The sequence below is a fragment of the Aliinostoc maniaoense genome (genome assembly GCF_058172895.1).
This window is the reverse complement of sequence record NZ_CP187952.1, coordinates 1841115-1858255: the sequence shown is the minus strand read 5'-3', so window position 1 is coordinate 1858255 and position 17141 is coordinate 1841115. Positions and strand designations below refer to the sequence as shown.

Genomic DNA, 17141 nt, shown 5'->3' with positions numbered 1-17141 from the left:
TCCTAGTGTGGGGTTGAGGAACTCATCGCTAACTAAACACAACTTGTAAATCTAAAATAAATCCAGGTAAAACATCTTCTCCAGATAAACTTGTGGGATTTTGTACCACTTCTACAGGTTGATTTGCTCGATAAATTTCTACTTTTTTATTTTTCGTATCAATCAACCAACCCAGACGCAATCCATTATCGATATATTCCTGCATTTTTTTACGTAAAGGTTGCATATTGTCACTTTTGGAACGCAATTCCATGACAAAATCTGGACAAAGTGGGGGGAAAGAATCTTGTTCGTTTGCTTTTAAGCTGTCCCATCTAGCTTGACTTATCCAGGCTGCATCGGGAGAACGTTCAGCACCATTAGGAAGTAAAAACGCTGTAGAAGAGTTAAAAGCAACACCCAGCTTTGTTTGTCGATTCCAAAACCAAAGTTGTCCTTCAATATCAATATTACGTTTACCTGTACTTCCTCCCGTAGGGGGCATAATAATTAATTCTCCTGTAGCACTTAACTCTAGTTGTAAATCTCGATTAGCAGCAGCAAGGATGGCAAATTGCTCTTTGGTAACTTTCAAATTCGGGGGAATATTCAAAGGCACATTGCTCATAAATCATGAAATATAAAAAATGCCCACACGTCTATATTATGAATTTTTTCTTGAGCTTATACAAGTAAAAATTACAGGCGATCGCATTAATTTTTTGCTCTAGCCAGTTGAGTAAGTCGGGGATCGGCTTTTTTGCGATTAATGCCATTCTTGATGATTTGGAAACAGACAATTGCAGCTACATCAGAGGCTTTACACTAACTCATCAACCTGATTTTACAGTTTTGACAGAGGAAAGCGATCGCATTACCCTACGTCCGCGATAAAATTCTCAAGCACCAGAGCGGACTTCATTCCCATGCAAATTAACTGGCAACCTGTTAAAACCTACGAAGATATCCTCTATGACAAAACCGATGGTATTGCTAAAATCACCATCAACCGTCCCCATAAACGCAATGCCTTTCGACCGAAAACCGTCTTTGAACTCTATGATGCTTTCTGTGATGCTCGTGAAGATACTACTATTGGGGTAGTTTTATTTACGGGCGCAAGTCCACATACAGATGGCAAATATGCTTTTTGTGCAGGTGGTGATCAAAGTGTAAGGGGACAAGCTGGCTATGTAGATGATGCCGGCGTGCCTCGATTGAATGTGTTAGATTTACAACGCTTGATTCGTTCCATGCCAAAAGTTGTGATTGCCCTGGTGGCGGGATATGCCATTGGTGGTGGACACGTTTTACACTTAATTTGTGATTTAACCATTGCCGCCGATAATGCTATTTTTGGGCAAACAGGCCCGAAAGTTGGCAGCTTTGATGGGGGTTTTGGTGCTAGTTATCTGGCTAGAATAGTCGGGCAGAAAAAAGCGCGGGAAATTTGGTTTCTCTGTCGCCAATATGATGCCCAACAAGCTTTAGAAATGGGTTTAGTAAATTGTGTTGTGCCAGTAGATGAGTTAGAAGCAGAAGGCATGAAATGGGCAACAGAAATTTTAGAAAAAAGTCCCATTGCTATTCGCTGCTTAAAAGCTGCTTTTAACGCTGATTGTGATGGCCAAGCTGGTTTACAAGAACTGGCTGGTAATGCCACCTTGTTATATTACATGACCGAAGAAGGGTCTGAAGGTAAACAAGCTTTTCTCGAAAAACGCCCCCCTAATTTCCGCAGTTTTCCTTGGCTACCCTAAACTAAAAAATCGCACCCTGCCTAGAGGTGCGATTCTTCCAAATGTTGAACTTTACAGCACTAGAAATTTAAAATCAAATCTTAATTTGACACAGACTGCCTATTGACTCATACCAATTTTGGATTTGGGATTTTGGATTGCAAGCCTAGATTCATAGCCTATTCCAGCAGATCAAAATCATACTAACTATCCCAACTTGGTATCAGGTAATATTAAGGATGGTTAGATGAGTACTGTCTCAACTTTTGCTTGTTCAGAAGTGGAGGCAGTCTTTTCCTGAGCAGGAACAAAAGTATCTTTATCTAAAGTTGATATTTCACAATCAGATTTATTTAAAACTGGCGTAGCATCTGGTAAGCTCCAAGCATCTTCCAAAGTTTCCCAAGAAGGGGCAAAAGGTGGTAGTGCGAAAGAACAAGCCTTCCAACTAGCTTGGACTGGTGCGCCTAACTTTTGGCAATTTCCACCACGACGGCCTTCTGGCTTGTAGTGACGGCAATATCGACAGGCAGATGTCAAATAATTAATAGGTTTCATTTGGGTTCATCTTTAAGGCCGTTGAGGGCTAATTTCTGTCCTTTTATTTTCCTTCTAGATATAAATACGTAATGAACCCATAATGCGTGATTCTATCTAGGTTATAGCCTTTTAAGTCTAAAATTAACTTTAGAATGTTTTTAGATTGTTGTTATATTTTTAAATGTTTACTGTAGTGACTACATATAAATTATCGCCTATAACTAATTGGGGATCAACGCTAAAAACAAAATTTTAAATCTTCTGGATTTTTTTAATTAATCTGTAAAATCTACATTTTCAGATATTTACTGACATATTTATAGTATACACACGTAAATTTAAATACTAAAAGCGTTTTTTTACTCAATCATAGAAATTATTTTTTGGCTAACTGTTTCGCACTACATAAGGCACATATTCCCCAACGCTGGAGTTCACCGGCTGGTGTGGGACATTGACACTGAGGACACAGGGGCAAGCCTTGCGATCGCATTTGCCTAGCTCTAGCCCAAGACTCAAATACCTGATGGGCATTTTCGCCAGTGGTTTTACTAGCAGTAGTGTAATTATTTATGTCACCTAAATAACTCGGATGTTCTGTGGGTGAGATACTAGGTTGCGGTAGTGATAGCTCTTGCGATTTTTGCCAACCAGCAGTAGAAAAGCGAATATCTACCAAAGACATAGATAACTTGGTATTTAACTTGGTGAGTAATGTCTGACGACTAAAAGTCAAATTTTGCGCCCAGGCAGCACTAGAAGTTGCCACCCGCAAAACATGACGCTGTATTGATAAGGGGCGAGAATGATTAGCCGCCGACGTACCAACAACTTCTACCCAGCAGTGGAGGACACCTAGAAATGGATCTTCCTGCCATTTAGCTTGCTGTTCCAGAACACCTAAAATATCATTAATTGGTTTCAAAGACATCTTGCTAAAGAGTTGCAAAACTCAAGAGTAGTTCTGGTATCTATACTAATCAACAATTTTCGTTACGATTGGCACACAATTATCTACAGTTAATAGGTATGAGGCAATGAGTCAAAATCCCCTGATGGATTCCGGTATGCGATCGCCTAAAACACCCAGTTTAAAGCCAGCACTAGCAGCAGCACTAGGGAGTTTAGAAGTACAGTTAGACCAAGAATTAGCCCGTTATCGACGCTCACGGATGGGAGTGCGGGCTAACAGCAAACCCTCGGTGCATAGTTATATCACCAATCTACCTCCAGATGTGACTGGCAAAACTACCACACCCGATTATCCTCACCTACCAATTGTAGAAATTACCAACCATAAAACTTCTGTTCTGGAAACTCCCCCAGAACAACCAGCAACCATTACTACCAAAATAGAAACACCGCCACATCCCCCAACGTCTACTGACACCCCATCCCACACTCAAATTCCTCTGCCTCCACCCAACGCTGCTAGTAGCATAGTCCCAACTCCTACCCAAACCAGCCAAAATAACCAGCTTTTAGCTGATGACACCCCTAGCCACCCAGATGACTATCTAGAATCGAGTGAAGCATTATTACGCAGTTTAACCGATGAACAAACATCAGAAGATGAGCAACCAGCTAATAGTAGTGATAGTTTGCTCTCACCTTTAGGTATAGGTTCTATGCTGCTGTTATTAGTAGCAAGCCTGACTTTAGGTTATGTGGTGTTTAACCCCAAAAGTTTACCCCAATTCAACCTGAGTAAATTATTTAACAATAACTCATCTCCTACCCCTGCCAATCCCAAAGCAGTCACTACAAATTCCCAGTCCGAACTCCAGCCAGAACTCACACCCATACCCAAATATCCCAACCTAGCTGCTCAAGAATTTCCCGAAGTCCGAGATCCCAATGATGTGGTTGGTTTACAACCTAAAGTTCAACCCACACCACTCACACCATTCAACCCGGCTACTATCCCCACACCAATTGCCCCCTTACCACCTGTAACTGTATCCCCCCTACCCACCCTACAGCCTTTACCAAACTCCACCACCACACCCCCCCAGACAACCACAGAAATCAAACCCACAGCAGATGGACGTTACTACATAGTCGCCGACAATCAAGAGGCCAGTTCCCTGACAACTGCCAAACAGGTAGTTCCTGATGCTTACTTATCAAGCAATCAAAAATTAATTTATCTCGGTGCATTAACAACAAAAGAAGAAGCCCAACAAAGGCTAAAACAGCTACAAGCTAAAGGCATTAAAGCGAGAATCCAACAGCCTTGAATGGGAAAAATTCATTTAGGATAGGATTGGGGAAACAATTTAATTGACACATCAATCAATTCAAAATTCAAAAACTTGGGATTTTGAATTGCCCTGCAATGGAGAGCCGACATGGAATTGATCAAGCGGATCGTCAGAGTGATCAACGCTAATCTCAACAGTTTCCTAGACAATGCCGAAGATCCAGAAAAAGTTCTGGAGCAAACTGTCATAGAAATGCAGGAAAATTTAGTTTTGCTGCGTCAGGGAGTAGCCCAAGCGATCGCCACACAAAAACGCACAGAACGCCAAGCCGCATCTGCCCAATCCGCAGCAGACGAATGGTATCGTCGCGCCCAACTGGCTCTCAATCAAGGTAACGAACCCCTAGCAAGGGAAGCTCTGACAAAACGCCACGCCTACCTAGAAACTGCTACAGCCTTGAATAACCAAGTACAGCAGCAAAATCAACTAGTAGTTAGGCTCAAACAGGATATGCGAACCCTAGAGTTAAAAATAGCCGAAGCCAAAACAAAAAAAGATATGTTCATTGCTCGCGCCCGTGCAGCACAAGCATCCTATAAACTCCAAGATATGCTCAGTGAAACTTCCGCCACTAGCAGCTTGAGTGCTTTTGAACGCATGGAAGAAAAAGTTTGGCAACTAGAAGCCCAATCCCAAGCCATTGCCCAACTAGGTAATGATAATTTAGAAAACAAATTTACCGCTCTAGAAGCGGCTCAAGACGTAGATCGGGAACTAGAATCGATGAAATCCCATCTCCTACACGATGGGGAAAATAAACAGCAACTACCCCCAAGTTAGATGCAGGGGGCAGGGGGCAGGGGGAGACAAGGGAGACAAGGGAGACAAGGGAGACAAGGGAGACAAGGGAGTAGGGGGGCAGAGGTAGAAAAACCCTTGAATTTTGAATTTTGAATTTTGGATTTTGAATTGATACACCCCTACACCCCTAAACCTGTCACCAGGGTGCAGGGGTAGAAAGCGTATAATGATTCTACGTTGTCAAAATGCAATAAGTAAGTCGGTGCAATAAAACCAAACTATGTTAAGAAAAGTAAATAAGGCTCAAACTCTTTCTCCCCCTGCTCCCTGCCCCCTGCCCCCTGCCTTATTCCAACAATAATTATTTACGCCGACCTACTTAATTTAATCTTTGGATGTCCATAAGAATTTCAACAATTAGGTTATCTTGAGAATTTAGGGGATATCTTAGCAATTAGATTCTGCGTCAGGATGTACCAATCCAGACCGGAAAGATTACATTAAAAATGGAAGTTATTAAATAGTAAAAAAGCGAACCACCCAACCTAGCGCGTCAACTTCACAAGGAAAAACAAAGTTATGGGACTATTTGATCGGATTAAGCGAGTAGTTAGTGCTAACCTCAACGATTTAGTTAATAAAGCCGAAGATCCAGAAAAAATGCTGGAACAAGCCATCCTGGAAATGCAGGAAGACTTGGTACAGTTGCGCCAAGGTGTCGCCCAAGCGATCGCTGCTCAAAAACGCACAGAAAAACAGTATAATGACGCTCAAAACGAAATTAACAAGTGGCAACGCAATGCTCAACTAGCACTGCAAAAAGGTGATGAAAACCTAGCCAGACAAGCCCTAGAACGTAAAAAAACTTATACAGAAACTAGCACCGCCCTCAAAACTAGCCTTGAGCAACAAAGCACCCAAGTTGAAACCCTCAAACGTAACTTAATCCAGCTTGAGAGCAAAATTTCTGAAGCCAAAACCAAAAAAGAAATGCTCAAAGCTCGTATCACCACTGCCAAAGCCCAAGAACAACTCCAAGGCATGGTGCGGGGTATGAATACTAGCAGTGCAATGGCAGCCTTTGAGCGCATGGAAGAAAAAGTCTTAATGCAAGAAGCCCGCGCCCAATCAGCCGCCGAACTAGCAGGAGCAGACTTAGAAACCCAATTTGCACAGTTAGAAGCAGGTAGCGACGTTGATGATGAATTAGCAGCCCTCAAGGCTTCCTTAGCACCTGCAACCCCAGCCAACCAACCCCAACTACCACCCCAACAACAAGAACAGCAACAAACCCCCCCTCCTGCTCAATCTAACAACGTGGTTGACAGCGAGTTGGAAGCCCTACGCCGCCAATTGGATCAAATGTAAAATTTGCTAAACACCAAGTATCAATAGTCCCACACCTCCTGGTAGTGGGATTTTGTTTTTTATAAGGGGTAGGTTGAAAAACCCGGAGTAAAGAACTTTTTCAGCAAACCCTAATTAAACAGAAATGGCTTGACAGAAGAAATCATCCGATTTAATTCGGTTCTATTGTGTTGGAGAAGATGATGCTCCCATAAGTGATTCTTGTTTTCTGAGCAATCTAGCGCAAGAGCTTCGCCGATACCTTCAAAATCTTTTCTCATGTCTCTCCTTAAATTTTCTGGTTCAGACAGCACTCCAATCACGAATACTCTATCAATTAGATCCTCTGGAATCTGATTTTGGATATAACTCAATCGTTCTTGCGGCTGCTCATCAAAATCAATCAGCAAAACCATCATCCGTTTTGAAAATTTTCGCATTTCAGGGACATGAACTACTGTGAATGTCTCCAATACTTTTTGCCAACCCCCAGCAGGTGGTAAGATTTGAATAGCTCGATTATTCAGGTTGGGATCAAGAATAAATCCGTTAGCAATCTGGCGATTAGCATCATCTTCTGGTAAGACGAAAACGTGCGGTTGGTATCTATTGATGCTCATATTTCCATATCGCCACGAATCAAGGCATCTACGAGATCACCTTGAACAGACATATCACTGAGCAATCTGACTAAAGTTGGTTCTAAGTGGGTTTTTCGCTGGAGAACTAAGGTATTTTCATCAGAAAATTTGCGGATGGCTTCAGGATTATGAGACGTTACCAAAATTTGTCCACTAGGTTTAAATGAGCGTCGCAACGATGTGACAAAATGCCCAACCTCGGATAACGAGAGATAATTGTCAGGCTCATCCCAGAAGCAAAATAGTGGCCCATAAAATTTGTTAGCAGCTAAGACAACAGCGCAAAGAAAAAAGCATTTCTCCCCGTCAGATAAGTCTTTAAATTCAATACTCAGATTTGCATGATTGACTTCAAACCTAACAACCATGCTTTTAGAGTCTTTGCCAATCTGTTCATTCAGAAAATCCTGAATGTCAGGCATAACTTCTCGCAGATATTTGTCAATCTGTGTGTAAGCAGCCGGATAACGACTCAGTAATCCAGAAATCCACTCCCCAAAGTTGACAGCATCTCGCTTTGGTTCTAAAGTTTCACCGTTGGAGTCTCCTGTCATCAAGCTGGGAATTGGGGCTAAAATAATCATCCGAGCTAGCCAAGTTTTAAATATACGAAGGGGATCAGTCTCAGATTGCTCTTGAATGACTGGCAAGGCGACAAGATGCCAATCTACTAGAAATTGAGCTTCACGACTTTGTAAACTATTATGAAGAGTAACTTGGGCTGCTTTGCGTGAGTAGATGGGTTCTCCTGCAACTAGTAATTGCTCTTCCAAAACTCGCAGTTCTTTAAATTTCTCTGGTAAATCTAAAGCTAATATATATATATATACTTTCTCATTCAGTAATACTTCTATTTCAAAGCGGATAGGAATGTCAGACCTGCCACGCACAAAATCTTTTGGCTGTACTAGTTGTCCAACTCTATTGATACCTCGACCGATGGACTGAAGTACCTCTAATGCAATGGCAATAGTTGATTTACCTGTACCATTTTTTCCAATCAAGAGAGCAGATGACATCCCTTTTATGGGTAGTTCAAAGTTTTCTAGGCATCTGAAGTTATTTATATACAGTCTTTGGAGCATAGGAAAATGATTCCTAAAAGTGGAACTGACAGAATTTTTGGGACTACCTAATGATTGATTGGGAGTTGCCACATACTATGAAAAATTCCGTTGCTTTGCTGATACTAGATAAAAATAACATCCTACTCAACAATCGTTAACATTAGAAAATATCTATGCAATATAGACTATGGAGTGTTGACGACTTTGGGATACAGTATTTTGTGTGCCAACTTTGATCGATGCCAACTAATGGAGACTGCAATGAGTAAGGGTGTAATCACCATCACCGATGCTGAGTTTGAAACTGAAGTGTTGCAAGCCGAGCAGCCTGTATTAGTGTACTTTTGGGCTTCCTGGTGTGGGCCATGTCAATTGATGTCGCCACTGATTAATATAGCTGCTAAAACTTATAGCGATCGCCTAAAAGTTGTAAAACTAGAAGTAGATCCTAACCCTGTGACGGTGAAACAGTACCAAGTAGAAGGTGTACCAGCTCTAAGACTGGTGCAAGGAGAAAAACTCTTAGCATCCACCGAAGGAGTAATCGGTAAAGATAAATTACTCCAATTCCTAGATACGCACTTAAATAATAATTAGTCCATGAGTCAATAGTCTATAGTAAAGACCATTGACTATTGACTATTGTACAGACGCGAGTCAATGCGTCTCTACCAACTACTGACTATTATGCAATTTGCCCAACGTTTACAACCCCTGCAATCTAATGTATTTGCTGATATGGATAGAGCCAAGTCTTTGGCTCTTAGAGCAGGGAAGGAGTTAATTGATTTATCGCTGGGTTCTTCTGATTTACCAGCCGAAGCTCATGTACTCGAAGCGATCGCCAAATCCCTTTATGATCGTAGTACCCACGGTTATTTACTGTTTCACGGGACGCGGGAATTTCGCCAAGCTGCGGCTCGCTGGTACGAACAAAAGTTTGGGATAAAAGTTGATCCCGAAACTGAGGTACTACCTTTAATTGGTTCTCAGGAGGGTACAGCCCATTTACCTTTGGCTTTACTCAATCCTGGGGATTTTGCATTACTGCTTGATCCTGGCTACCCTTCTCATATGGGCGGAGTCTACTTAGCTAGTGGACAAATTCACCCCATGCCATTAACAGCAGAAAATGATTTTTTGCCTGTGCTGAGTGATATTCCCCCTGATGTTGTAGCCAAATCACGCATGATGGTATTGAGCTATCCTCATAATCCCACAGCTGCGATCGCACCCTTATCTTTCTTTCAAGAAGCTGTCGCTTTTTGTCAGCAGCATCATATTGCCTTAGTTCACGATTTCCCTTATGTCGATTTGGTATTTGAAGAAAAAACCGAATTAGGTAAGAATATTCCCAATGGCCAAGCCCTTGTGCCTTCGATTTTGCAAGCTGACCCAGATAAAAGCGTTTCTATAGAGTTTTTCACCCTTTCTAAGTCTTATAATATGGGCGGTTTCCGTATTGGTTACGCCATTGGTAATGCCGAATTAATTCAAGCTTTACGACAAGTCAAAGCAGCCGTTGATTTTAATCAGTATCGCGGAATTTTGAATGGAGCGATCGCAGCTCTCACAGGCCCCCAAGCCGGAGTACAAACGGCTGTAAATCGCTTTCGTCAACGTCGTGATGCGTTTGTTAATGCCTTACACCGGATAGGTTGGTATGTCCCCACACCCAAAGCCACTATGTACATTTGGGCGCAATTACCATCACCTTGGAATCAAAAATCTGTAGAATTTTGTACCGAATTAGTTCAACAAACCGGTGTAGCCGCTTCCCCTGGTGCTGGCTTTGGCAAATCTGGGGAAGGATATGTCCGTTTTGCCTTAGTCCATGAACCTGCTTTATTAGAAACCGCCGTGGAGAGAATTGCTAAGTTTCTCTAGTTATAATTACTAAAAATATAGTCAAATATTTCTAGCTTGGTAAGGTTTGCACCTTACTGGACTAACTACAAGCCGCAAAGAGTGAGTTTCTATCAAAGATAGAGTCCCCAACTACTTTTCTTGATATGTTCAGAGAACCTTTTAAGTCGGCTGAGTATGTTTTCCCACAGTGATACCGTTTCACTTTAAGATTGACACATTTAGGCAAGCAGGGGAAGCAGGGGAAGTAAGGGAGGCAGGGGGAGCAAGAGAAATGATTTGTATCAATAATTTCGTGAAAGGACTCTATCTTAAATTAAATCCAAAATCCAAAATTAATAGGCTATGGATAAGGATTTTTACAACGGTATCAACTCTGGGTAGTATTGCAATAACTCATCGTTCGTGAGTTCGTCACCTAATCTCGCTGGGGAGAAATGGACTTGAACAGCTCTGAGTTTGTGGTTGTAGTGTAAATTAATGAGGGCTTTTAATCCTTCCTTCAAGGCTTGAATATTGGCTAAGTCCGTTTCTAAATCAGGGACTTCACCTTCAAAAGCCACTGTCAGCATGACTACAATATTGCGTGTGGCGGGGAGAGATAGAGGCTGTTGAGAACTAGCATCTAATTCTAAATCAGCACCATATCTTTCCGCAGAATCGCTAAATAAGTCATTGACATAATCTCCTGCTTCGCCTTCATTCCAGAAGACATCACCTTCGTTAGCGGCAGAAAGCCAATATTCATCATAGCGCACTAGAGTTTCGCACAGGTCTACTAAACCTTCTCCCATAACTTGCATATCACCTTCAGCTGCGATCGCATCTCTGGCAATCCTATTCAATTCTCCCAAAATTGGCGCGACATCAGACCCCGCCAAATGTAAAAATATCCGACAGACTACATACCGAGTCCGTCCCATCATTTTGTTGAAGATATTAGACATCTATGTTTTCTCCTATAGGGGTGTGGGGGTGTAGGGGTGTAGGGGTTTAGGGGTGTAAGGGTGTAAGGGTGTAGGAGGTGTGGGAGGTGTGGGAGGTGTGGGAGGTGTGGGAGGTGTGGGAGGTGTGGGATGGTAGAGAACAAATCTTTCCCCCACACTCCCCTCTCTCCCCACACTCCCCCTGCTCCCCTGCTCCCTTGTCTCCCCTTGCCCCCTGCCCCCTGCCCCCAGTCCCCAATCCCTGTTACCCATTGATATAGTGAAAAGTCTTGACAAAATCAAGCACTATATTTGATGCAGGTAGTGTAGGTTTAACTGAGGTATCTGGTGAATCACCTAAAAAATTAACATGATCACTAGCAGACATAAACCGTTTACCAAAATTTGGGTTGTGATGCACTATCAATGTTTTTCCACTGGAATTGGTGAGGATTGTTTGCGTAGCGGCTTTAAAGAAGTTAATTTTGGCTGCTAACTCCAGATTCTTTTTCATTTGTTTAATTTTCTGTCCCTGAACTATAGCTTCTTCTATCTGGCTGATTAATTGCTTCACCCGTTGGAGTGTTTTTAATTCGAGGGAAGATGTATCTTCTTTTTCTATTATTTCTATAATTGTGTAAATATTGTTTTGCGTATTAATAGCATCCCGAAAGGGAAGAATTGTCATACAAGCTGTAGGGAATAAGGCTGCGTCACTATCCAGGCGGAAGGTAAGGACTGTACGACGGGGGCTAACTTCGATACTAGGGGGTTGTTGACACAGTTGATATTCTTGAGCAATGTGATAGTAAGCACCAGCTAGGGCAAAGTTAGCTTCTGATTCTAAGGTTGTATCAATGACAATACAAATAGTTGGGGGCGTTTCGTTGAAAAAATCCCTTACAACTTCAGTATCAAATCTTTGAATAATGGAGCGATCGCCATCAGGACTTAGATCCACCCAATCACATATTAAACCATCTGTTTTCAAACCAAACCGGGATGTAGAATAAAGTTTTGCCCCTGTGAGAATGGCACTGGTTAAATCAGCACCTATCCATTCTGCTTTGGTTAATTTGGCTTGAGTTAAGTTGGCATGAACTAAACTGGCATTGGTTAAATTAGTATTACTTAAGTCTGCGCCGATTAAACTAGCACCGCTCAATTTTGCACCGCTCAAATCTGCCCAACTGAGATTAGCACCATTCAAATCTGCCCAACGTAAATTAGCACCACTCAAATCTGCACCACTAAGGTTAGCACGCGATAAATTTGCCTGTTTGAGTTCAGCTTCTCGCAAGTTGCTGCTACTTAAATCAGCACGGCTCAAATCAGCACCATGCAATTGAGCCATTTCTAAGTTAGCTCCCGCTAAGGAACTACCTTTTAACATCACTTCTGTCAGGTTGGCATTACGCAGATGAGCATGGCGGAGTGTAGCTTCCCTTAAGTCAGCACCTTTGAGATTAGCTTCAAACAAATCACTAAGGCTTAATTCGGCGCGAATTAACTCAGCACGTACTAGTGAAGCTCCCCGCAGTTGAGCGCGGCTGAGATCAGCACGAATTAAATTAGCTACATTCAGACTACAATGATTGAGAATGGCACTTGTAAGATTGACACCACTCAATCTAGCTACATTTAATTTCGCATGGCTCAAGTTGGCTTCACTAAGATTTGCTCCACTAAGATTAGCTACACTCAAATTAGCTCCACTGAGATTAGCTCCACTGAGCTTAACACCACTGAGGTTGGCTTCCGAGAGGTCAACACCGCTAAAGTTGATTACTCCGTTAGCATATTTTTCCAGCAATTCCTCTACATTCATCGATGCTACCCTTGAGTCAAACAATTTTGGATTTTGGACTTGAGATTTGAGATTGATCCCGTAGAGGTTACGGGGAGATGGTACAGTCAAAGCTTGAAGTTGTGGTCTGACTTGAAAAAAGGGTGTAGGGGTGTAGGGGTGTAGGGGGGTAAGGGTGTAGGGGTGTAAGGGAAAGATTTTTTCATGTGTTCTGGTGTACGGAGTTCATGATGGCTATTTAGTTGAAAATCACAGTAACTTTGTAAAGTAGACTTGCACGATGAAAGATGAAAATTGGGATTTTAGGGTTGGGATTGATTGGTGGTTCATTGGGTTATGATTTGCGATCGCAAGGTCATCATGTTTTAGGAGTTAGCCGCAAGGAATCTACTTGTCAAATAGCCGTGACTTTAGGTAGCGTCGATGTAGCATCTGTAGACATGAATTTGTTAGCAACCGCAGAGGTTGTATTTGTTTGTACGCCTATCGGACTTATTGTTCCCCAAGTTGAGCATTTAATTAAGCATTTATCTACAACTACGGTAATTACTGATGTAGGATCAGTAAAAGCACCAATAGTCAAAGCAATTTCACCTCTATGGTCGAATTTTATTGGTGGTCATCCGATGGCGGGAACTGCTGATAGTGGAATTGAAGCGGCTCAAAAAAATTTATTTGTCAATCGACCCTATGTATTAACACCAGATGAGCATACACCACCTGATGCTGTGGTAATGGTGGAAGAAATTGTGCGATCGCTCGGTGCTAATATCTATCATTGTCAGCCAGAACAACATGACCGCGCCGTTAGTTGGATTTCTCATTTACCCGTCATGGTCAGTTCCTCTTTAATCGCTAGTTGTATGAGTGAAACTGACCCAGAAGTTTTACAATTAGCCCAAAATCTCGCTAGTTCTGGTTTTCGAGATACCAGCCGAGTTGGTGGTGGTAATCCAGAGTTAGGTGTGATGATGGCGCAATATAATCGCCAAGCTTTGCTGATTTCACTACAACAATATCGTCAAAATCTTGATCAATTAATTAATTTAATTGAGCAGGAAAATTGGACAGAACTCACAGCTAAGTTACAAGCAACCAACGCAGCCAGACCTAGTTTTGTTGATTAGGGAGATTTTGACAAAAAAAGGGAACGGGGAACGGGGAACGGGGAACAGGAAAAGAAAAAACTTGAGTTGTGAAATACAAGCCCACTTCAAAAAAAGATGTATTTCGAGACACGCAGCGCAAGAAATACGGCATCCTTATTCCAATTCCACCGCTTAAGCCGTGGGTACACTGTTAAGAGTTTCCCCAACCCTTTCCCTCTGAAATCAACGAGAAACCATCATGTAATGAGTAAATCCCATCACTCATCACTCATCACTCATCACTCATCACTCATCACTCATCACTAATTACTCATCACTAATTACTCATTACTCATTACTTATTTATTGATGAGAGTAAATCAATTCAAGATAAAATACAAAATTGTATTCCTTTACACAGACAATTTTATATTTACTCCCACTGATGAAAATTAGTCAGCCTGAAATTGTAGAGCAAGATCACGATATTCTCCATCGTGTTGATGTTACATTTTCAGAGGGTAATCAAAGCTTGTGGTATGCCGTTGATGCCAAATACGCTGATCTTGTATCAGATCGTGGTGATGCTGCTCTTGTAGCACTCTTGATCCCAGCAATGGCAAGGGGTGAAGATATCTATATATCAGGAACAATCTCTGAGAAACTTTACTACAACTTGTCTGGTAGATATCAAAAAGTATTACAACTGATTATTCCATCGCTACGCTTAATCAACATTTACCCATCTGATGTTCAAGCTGCATCTGTGCAAGCTGCGGGGGTGGCTACTGGTTTTTCTGCTGGTATCGATTCCTTCTCCGTACTAGTAGATCATCACTACAAGCAAAATGTACCCCCTGGTTTTCGTGTCACCCATTTGCTGTATAACAATGTTGGCTCACACGGTGGAGGTGCTGAACGCTTATTTAGAGAGCGTTATGCAAGGTTAAAAACAATTGCAGTCGAGGGACTTCAACTACCCTTCATTGCCATTAATTCCAATCTTGACAGTTTCTATAAAGGTTTCAACTTTCGCCAAACTCATACTCCTCGCAATGCCTCAGTAGCACTACTGTTACAAAGTGGTATTGGGCGTTTTATGTACGCATCTGCTTATACTTATACAGATATTTATATCGGAGCAAGCAACGGTATGGGCTACAGCGATGCGGTGACACTTCCACTGCTTTCAACCGAAGTTCTGGACGCATTTTCTGTAGATAGCGAATACACTCGTGTTGAAAAAACAATTCGTGTAGCTCATATTGAAGACTCATATCAGATACTTGATGTCTGTGTTCATGCCAACACAGCTCGTAATTGTTCGATTTGTTTTAAATGTATGAGAACATTGCTAACCTTGGAGATAGCAGGGAGTATCGACCGTTATGCTCATGTATTTGATCTGAAAGCCTATGCTCAGGAGCGAGAAAAATACATTGCTTACAAGGTACTCAATACCAATGATCCATTAATAAAAGAAATTGTCTTATTTGCCAAAGAACGGGATTTTAAGTTTCCGCGTTCCTCCCAATTACTGAAATTCAAGGCGCAAGTCGGAAACATCATCAAAACTCCAGCTAGAAAGCTTTCCAGGCTACTTAGGCACTCACTACCAAAATAAAGTCCTTGAGATTGCTGTTCTACGGCCGCAATGAGTAAAATACGTTAGGCTGGGTAATACTGTTTCACATCGACATCAGGCGTAATTCATGCTAATTGATGGAAATTGTCTTCATAACCCTGCAATATGAGCGTAATATAACTGTAATAAAGCATAGCTACATTAGTAATACATATTGATATTGTTTAAGATAGCCATGCAAAACCAAGTAAGAGATAATTCTCAGCCATTAAATAATAAACCTCATAATTACGCAGCTTGGAAACAAACAGCCGCTTCTCTATCCCTAGTGTTGCTCGGTTCAGGGATGACTTTAGCTGGTGGTTATTTAGCTGGCAACCATCAACAGTTAACTAAGAGTGCATCTAACTTAGCGGTGAGTCGAGTTGATGCCGCACCACCTTTACCCAGTATCACAGATCCTAACTTTGTTACAAAGGTAGTGCAGCAAGTCGGCCCGGCTGTCGTCAGAATTGAAGCGTCTCGCACTGTGAGAACATCCTTACCTGAACAATTTAACAGCCCATTTTTCCGTGACTTCTTTGGTTCTCAATTACCCCAAACCCAAGAGAGAGTACAACGGGGTACTGGTTCTGGTTTCATCATTAGTGGGGATGGTCGTATTCTTACCAATGCTCACGTAGTCAATGGTGCTGATAGGGTGAGAGTCATACTCAAAGATGGTCGTAGTTTCCAAGGTAAAGTTTTAGGCAAAGACGAATTAACTGATGTCGCAGTGATTAAAATTGAGGCTGAGAATTTACCTACAGTAAAATTAGGTAACTCTGACCAATTGCAACCAGGAGAATGGGCGATCGCAATTGGTAATCCTTTAGGTTTAGATAATACAGTAACTACAGGTATCATCAGCGCAACTGGGCGTTCTAGCAATCAAATTGGCGCACCAGATAAACGCGTAGAATATATTCAAACTGACGCAGCCATTAACCCCGGTAACTCCGGCGGCCCTTTACTGAATGCGCGAGGTGAAGTCATTGGCATGAATACAGCCATCATCCAAGGCGCACAAGGACTAGGTTTTGCTATCCCAATTAAAACAGTACAAAGGATTTCTAACCAATTAATTGCCACAGGTAAAGTAGAACACCCATACTTGGGTATTCAAATGGTGGGTTTAACACCACAACTCAAGGAAAATATTAACTCTGACCCCAATAGCAATTTAACTATTGATGACGATAAAGGTGTCTTAATTGTCAGAGTCATGCCAAATTCACCAGCCGCCCAAGCCGGAATACGTGCAGGTGATATCATCCAATCATTAAACGGTCAATCAGTCACCGATGCTAATAGTGTGCAAAGAGCCGTAGAAAATGCCCAAGTCGGCGGCAAGTTGGAATTACAAGTAAAACGCAGAGGAGAAACTGTCAAGCTAGCTGTACGTCCTGGTGCTTTTCCTACTGAGCAAGTGCAGTAGGGGTGTAGGGGTGTAGGGGTAGGCTGTTGACTCTGTGGCTTTTTTGGGGTGTGGTTCATGCACTTTTTTGTCGG

At 42.0% G+C, this 17141-nt stretch carries 18 protein-coding genes; 10 read left to right on the top strand and 8 right to left on the bottom strand.

The features are described from left to right. Window positions 1-28: 28 nt before the first annotated feature. Window positions 29-607, bottom strand: a complete 579-nt coding sequence (locus ACPZ3T_RS08270; RefSeq protein WP_490275134.1) for a Uma2 family endonuclease — start codon at window positions 605-607, stop codon at window positions 29-31. Between the two features lie 107 nt (window positions 608-714). Here ACPZ3T_RS08270 and ACPZ3T_RS08265 point away from each other — a divergent pair, with 107 nt between their 5' ends. Together ACPZ3T_RS08265 and menB are read left to right on the top strand one after the other, a co-directional pair. Next, window positions 715-873 carry a hypothetical protein gene (locus tag ACPZ3T_RS08265; RefSeq protein ID WP_490275132.1) on the top strand — a complete coding sequence of 53 codons (159 nt, stop codon included), beginning with the start codon at window positions 715-717 and terminating at the stop codon, window positions 871-873. Window positions 874-905: 32 nt separating this feature from the next. After that, window positions 906-1739, top strand: coding sequence for a 1,4-dihydroxy-2-naphthoyl-CoA synthase (gene menB / locus ACPZ3T_RS08260; protein WP_490275130.1), 834 nt, complete (start codon window positions 906-908; stop codon window positions 1737-1739). A gap of 222 nt (window positions 1740-1961) precedes the next feature. On the opposite strand, the gene ACPZ3T_RS08255 is transcribed toward menB, so the two are convergent. Together ACPZ3T_RS08255 and ACPZ3T_RS08250 are read right to left on the bottom strand one after the other, a co-directional pair. Further along, a complete protein-coding gene (locus tag ACPZ3T_RS08255; RefSeq protein ID WP_490275128.1) occupies window positions 1962-2276 on the bottom strand; it encodes a hypothetical protein in 315 nt (104 codons plus the stop codon). A gap of 358 nt (window positions 2277-2634) precedes the next feature. Then, window positions 2635-3189 carry a DciA family protein gene (locus ACPZ3T_RS08250; protein WP_490275126.1) on the bottom strand — a complete coding sequence of 185 codons (555 nt, stop codon included), beginning with the start codon at window positions 3187-3189 and terminating at the stop codon, window positions 2635-2637. A 106-nt stretch (window positions 3190-3295) separates the two neighbouring features. Between ACPZ3T_RS08250 and ACPZ3T_RS08245 the strand changes: the two genes are divergently transcribed. The 3 genes from ACPZ3T_RS08245 (at window position 3296) to ACPZ3T_RS08235 (ending at window position 6631) form a co-directional block, all read left to right on the top strand. Continuing rightward, window positions 3296-4498, top strand: a complete 1203-nt coding sequence (locus ACPZ3T_RS08245; RefSeq protein WP_490275124.1) for a hypothetical protein — start codon at window positions 3296-3298, stop codon at window positions 4496-4498. A 111-nt stretch (window positions 4499-4609) separates the two neighbouring features. Next, window positions 4610-5302 carry a PspA/IM30 family protein gene (locus ACPZ3T_RS08240; RefSeq protein ID WP_490275122.1) on the top strand — a complete coding sequence of 231 codons (693 nt, stop codon included), beginning with the start codon at window positions 4610-4612 and terminating at the stop codon, window positions 5300-5302. Window positions 5303-5842: 540 nt separating this feature from the next. Next, a complete protein-coding gene (locus tag ACPZ3T_RS08235) occupies window positions 5843-6631 on the top strand; it encodes a PspA/IM30 family protein (RefSeq protein WP_490275120.1) in 789 nt (262 codons plus the stop codon). A 110-nt stretch (window positions 6632-6741) separates the two neighbouring features. On the opposite strand, the gene ACPZ3T_RS08230 is transcribed toward ACPZ3T_RS08235, so the two are convergent. Both ACPZ3T_RS08230 and ACPZ3T_RS08225 read right to left on the bottom strand, forming a co-directional pair. Further along, on the bottom strand, window positions 6742-7230 hold the full coding sequence (locus ACPZ3T_RS08230; protein WP_490275118.1) for a hypothetical protein: 489 nt from the start codon (window positions 7228-7230) through the stop codon (window positions 6742-6744). Beyond that, window positions 7227-8336: an AAA family ATPase gene (locus tag ACPZ3T_RS08225; RefSeq protein ID WP_490275116.1), complete on the bottom strand. Its 1110-nt coding sequence runs from the start codon at window positions 8334-8336 to the stop codon at window positions 7227-7229. Before ACPZ3T_RS08225 ends, ACPZ3T_RS08230 begins: the two co-directional genes overlap by 4 nt. Before the next feature lie 243 nt (window positions 8337-8579). Between ACPZ3T_RS08225 and ACPZ3T_RS08220 the strand changes: the two genes are divergently transcribed. Together ACPZ3T_RS08220 and ACPZ3T_RS08215 are read left to right on the top strand one after the other, a co-directional pair. Further along, the gene (locus ACPZ3T_RS08220; protein WP_490275114.1) at window positions 8580-8915 is read left to right on the top strand and encodes a thioredoxin family protein; all 336 of its coding nucleotides are present in this window, start codon (window positions 8580-8582) and stop codon (window positions 8913-8915) included. Window positions 8916-9005: 90 nt separating this feature from the next. Beyond that, window positions 9006-10205 carry an LL-diaminopimelate aminotransferase gene (locus tag ACPZ3T_RS08215; protein WP_490275113.1) on the top strand — a complete coding sequence of 400 codons (1200 nt, stop codon included), beginning with the start codon at window positions 9006-9008 and terminating at the stop codon, window positions 10203-10205. A gap of 338 nt (window positions 10206-10543) precedes the next feature. Here ACPZ3T_RS08215 and ACPZ3T_RS08210 read toward each other — a convergent pair whose 3' ends face one another. The 3 genes from ACPZ3T_RS08210 to ACPZ3T_RS08200 are packed head-to-tail and all read right to left on the bottom strand — an operon-like array spanning window position 10544 to window position 12938. After that, window positions 10544-11131 (bottom strand): DUF1517 domain-containing protein, encoded by a 588-nt coding sequence (locus ACPZ3T_RS08210; protein ID WP_490275111.1) that lies wholly within the window; start codon window positions 11129-11131, stop codon window positions 10544-10546. A gap of 12 nt (window positions 11132-11143) precedes the next feature. Continuing rightward, entirely contained in the window at window positions 11144-11383 is a 240-nt protein-coding gene (locus ACPZ3T_RS08205) for a hypothetical protein (protein WP_490275109.1), read from the bottom strand. Next, on the bottom strand, window positions 11376-12938 hold the full coding sequence (locus ACPZ3T_RS08200; protein ID WP_490275107.1) for a pentapeptide repeat-containing protein: 1563 nt from the start codon (window positions 12936-12938) through the stop codon (window positions 11376-11378). The genes ACPZ3T_RS08205 and ACPZ3T_RS08200 overlap by 8 nt, the downstream gene beginning before the upstream one ends. Window positions 12939-13204: 266 nt before the next feature. Here ACPZ3T_RS08200 and ACPZ3T_RS08195 point away from each other — a divergent pair, with 266 nt between their 5' ends. From ACPZ3T_RS08195 to ACPZ3T_RS08185, 3 genes are all read left to right on the top strand, one after another. Beyond that, window positions 13205-14044: a prephenate/arogenate dehydrogenase gene (locus tag ACPZ3T_RS08195; protein WP_490275105.1), complete on the top strand. Its 840-nt coding sequence runs from the start codon at window positions 13205-13207 to the stop codon at window positions 14042-14044. Window positions 14045-14450: 406 nt separating this feature from the next. After that, the gene (locus tag ACPZ3T_RS08190) at window positions 14451-15629 is read left to right on the top strand and encodes a hypothetical protein (RefSeq protein ID WP_490275103.1); all 1179 of its coding nucleotides are present in this window, start codon (window positions 14451-14453) and stop codon (window positions 15627-15629) included. Between the two features lie 196 nt (window positions 15630-15825). Next, a complete protein-coding gene (locus ACPZ3T_RS08185) occupies window positions 15826-17067 on the top strand; it encodes an HhoA/HhoB/HtrA family serine endopeptidase (protein ID WP_490275101.1) in 1242 nt (413 codons plus the stop codon). Window positions 17068-17141: the final 74 nt, after the last annotated feature.